Source organism: Clostridium sp. (assembly GCF_051650885.1).
Lineage (GTDB): Bacteria > Bacillota > Clostridia > Clostridiales > Clostridiaceae > Clostridium.
Window position 1 is genome coordinate 1 of sequence record NZ_JBOFRG010000052.1, and the last position, 3278, is coordinate 3278.

General features: G+C 26.2%; 4 protein-coding genes. All 4 read right to left on the reverse strand.

The features are described from left to right. Positions 1 to 588: 588 nt before the first annotated feature. Positions 589 to 1590, reverse strand: a complete 1002-nt coding sequence (locus ACRC28_RS02640; protein WP_438541906.1) for a DUF4179 domain-containing protein — start codon at positions 1588 to 1590, stop codon at positions 589 to 591. A 4-nt stretch (positions 1591 to 1594) separates the two neighbouring features. After that, a complete protein-coding gene (locus tag ACRC28_RS02645; RefSeq protein WP_438541907.1) occupies positions 1595 to 2128 on the reverse strand; it encodes a sigma-70 family RNA polymerase sigma factor in 534 nt (177 codons plus the stop codon). A 220-nt stretch (positions 2129 to 2348) separates the two neighbouring features. Further along, a complete protein-coding gene (locus tag ACRC28_RS02650; RefSeq protein WP_438541909.1) occupies positions 2349 to 2657 on the reverse strand; it encodes a hypothetical protein in 309 nt (102 codons plus the stop codon). 195 nt (positions 2658 to 2852) lie between these two features. Then, on the reverse strand, positions 2853 to 3278 hold a 426-nt coding region (locus ACRC28_RS02655), incomplete at its 5' end, for an RNA-guided endonuclease InsQ/TnpB family protein (protein WP_438541908.1).

Genomic DNA, 3278 nt, shown 5'->3' on the forward strand with positions numbered 1-3278 from the left:
AAATGCACTAGTTAATGAAAAGCAAAACGCCATTAATAGTATAAGTATAATTCCTTTAGTTTTTCTGTTTTTCATCCTTAATTTCTCCTTTTAATCGTCCTATCTTTTAAAAAAGGGCAAAAAAAATTTATCATAGATATAAAACCTCTTAAATCAAAGATTGCTTTTTCTTATCTATAGAAAATAAATTCTCCTCTTTTCTCTTAGGCGATTATAGACTATAATCAATCTAAAAAACAAATATTAATAAAACTTCACACTAGAAATCTACCAAAGAAATCCTTTTCATTTTTAACTTTTATTTATTCTATATACTTTTTCTTTTCTTTTTTTCATTTTAAATCTATTCTTTTATGAAATGCATAAATTTTAAAAAGCTAAAAAACGCCTATTTATGAACAGGCGTTCTTCATCCATTATACTATAAAGAAGTTTTTATTATATCATATTAGTTCTATATTTCAATAGTATTCATTAATTATTTACATCTTAATCACTTTTCAAAAATCTTGTATTTATTATCTGTGTTACTCCTAAAATAAAAAACACTATGCTTATCCACATTCCTATAAACTAACCCAAGTAGAATCAGTTTTTCTTACCTACTAATATCTCTCTCTTTATTTCTTTTCCCTTGTTTTCTATCAAAAGTTCTAATTTGCTTATATCTTTACTTGTATTTTTAAACTCTATAGTGAATTCTTTCCTATCTAGACACCCTATATCATCACCTGTGCTCTCTATAATTACCCCACTATTATCTTTTAATTTATATGTATAGCTTTTTTCTTTTTCTAAGCTATCATCACTACCTGATTTCCCCACTTTATTCTCTCCCTTTACATATATATCAAAAGGAGTTACTATAACTTCTTTTATTTGAATATCATTTATTTTCTTATTTATTTTATATCTCTTTATCTCATCTTTAATATCTTTTGCTGATGCTTTTATTTTAAATTTTAAATCATCTTTGTGCTCTTCTTTTACATATTGACTTAAAGAAAATTCTACTTCAATATCTTCCATATGCCCCATCATTGAATTTTTACCATCTCTTACATTACTTAGTCCAACTTCAAATATTCCAACTACCTTTTTTCCATCTTCTTCCTTCCATCTAAGTTCTGCTTCATATTCCTCATACTCATTTCCTATAACTTTTATACTTGGTGCTGTCTTTTGCTTTATTTCACTTGCACTTAATGTATCACTTTCTAATTTAAAAGTTATATACATTTTATATCCATCATGTATGGCACTAATTACTGTTCCTCTTACTCCATCATATTCCATTTCTTTATTTATTTCTTTTTCATACTTTGTATACACTTCATCATATCCAAATATTTTATATACCAAATCCTTAATTCCAATCCCATTTGCTACTGCTGTTGTTGTTACACTAGCTGCTCCTAATAGTAAAACTGTGCTTGCTACAATTATTCCTCTTTTTATATAATTTCTATCTTTCTTTTTCCCTAGTTCTTGCAACGTTCTATCTATTTTCTTATTTACTCCATCTGGAATTTCATCTACTTCATCTTTAATAGCTTTCTTCATCTTTTTATCAAATTCTTTAAAATCCATAATTTTACTCCCCCACCTTTAACATCTCATATAATTTCTTTTTTGCCCTATATACCCTTGTTCTAACAGTATTATGATTTAAACTTAAACATCTTCCTATTTCTTCACTTGTCATTTCTTTATAATAAGTTAAAATAATAACTTCTCTTAAGTCATCTTCTAAAGAGTCAATTGCTTTTATTAAATCTATATTTTCGTAGCTGTCTTCTACTCCCTCTTCTCTTTCTTGTATTCTTATAATTTTTTTGTTTTTCTTAATTATCCTTTTACACTCATTTATCAAAATCCTTATAATCCAAGTTTTAAAATACTCAGGATTTTTAAGAGTTTTTATGCCTTTATATGCCTTTACTATTGTTTCACTTATCGCATCTTCTATATCCATTTCCTCTTTTAAAAACCCTTTAGAAACTCGATAAAGATTTAATCTATTCTCATTAATTAAATATACAAAAGCTTCTCTATCCCCTCCTACTGCTTTTTCTTCAATTGATTTTTCCTTTCTGCAAAAAATATCAATTAATATTGCTCCACTCATTTTTATCCCCCTAAATCCTCTTATCCTTTATTCCTTACACCTATTAGACCTTTTATGTATGTATATTGTTCTCATAAAATTATGTTTTTTTAATTATGTGATTTACATTTTTCTCTAATATATTAATTATACTTCTATAACCTTTCCTAAGAAATATTCAAAATTATATTTTTTACTAAAAATAAGCTTAGCAGGATACACCAAGCTAAGCTTATTTTATTTAGTCAATCTTTAAAAATCTTATACTTATTATTTGAATTATTCCTAAAATAAAAAACACTATGCTAAGAGATATCCACTCTCCAAGTATTCCACAAATAGGAAATCCTATAAACATAAATATTGAAAATATCATACTGTCTATTGAAATTATAGTTGCCCTTTCTTCTGATGAAATAAGTTTGTTTAATGACATTGATTGTATTGGATATAGCAATGCATTAAAGTAATTTATAATTAAAAAGCTTATTATTGAAATTTCTACTTTTTCAAAGCTTAAAAATACTATGCTTATTCCGATACGAAAAATATATACATTTCTATTTAAATGTAGACATTATACTGTGATACAACTTATATCCTAAGACTTTCGTTTTGTATCTTCCTTCTTCACTCTATCTGATTTTGCACGTGATAAATCACATACTACTTTCATTTGGTATGACAGTCCAAAGGCTTAAATTCCCCAGTATCGTTAGGTACATATTCAGAATCTATTTTTAGTTTAGATATTCTGAATTGAATAATTTGCTAAGTTAATACTTGCATTAAAATCTCTATCAATTTTAAGACCACAAGAGCATTTATATATTCTATCTTTGAGTCTTAAGTCTTTTTTGATATTTCCACAACAAGAACATTTTTTTGATGAAGGATACCATTTATCTGCTTCTACGAATTCTATTCCATATTTTTGGCACTTATATTGAATTTGTCTTTTAAATTCATATAAGCATTGCTCTCTAACAGCTTTCGCTAAGTGTTTATTCTTCATCATATTTTTGATATTAAGAGTTTCCATTACAATTTTGCTAGGCTTGGTTTTCGCTATAGCGTTCGTACTTTGGTGTAAATGGTTAGTTCTTATATCAGTAAGTTTTTTATATAAATTACGAATTTCTTTATTTTGTTTTTGGATATTTTTCATATC

Coding starts and splice junctions, on each gene's coding strand:
- ACRC28_RS02640 (WP_438541906.1), bottom strand. CDS start 1,590: ATGGATTTTAAAGAATTTGATAAAAAGATGAAGAAAGCTATTAAAGAT.
- ACRC28_RS02645 (WP_438541907.1), bottom strand. CDS start 2,128: ATGAGTGGAGCAATATTAATTGATATTTTTTGCAGAAAGGAAAAATCA.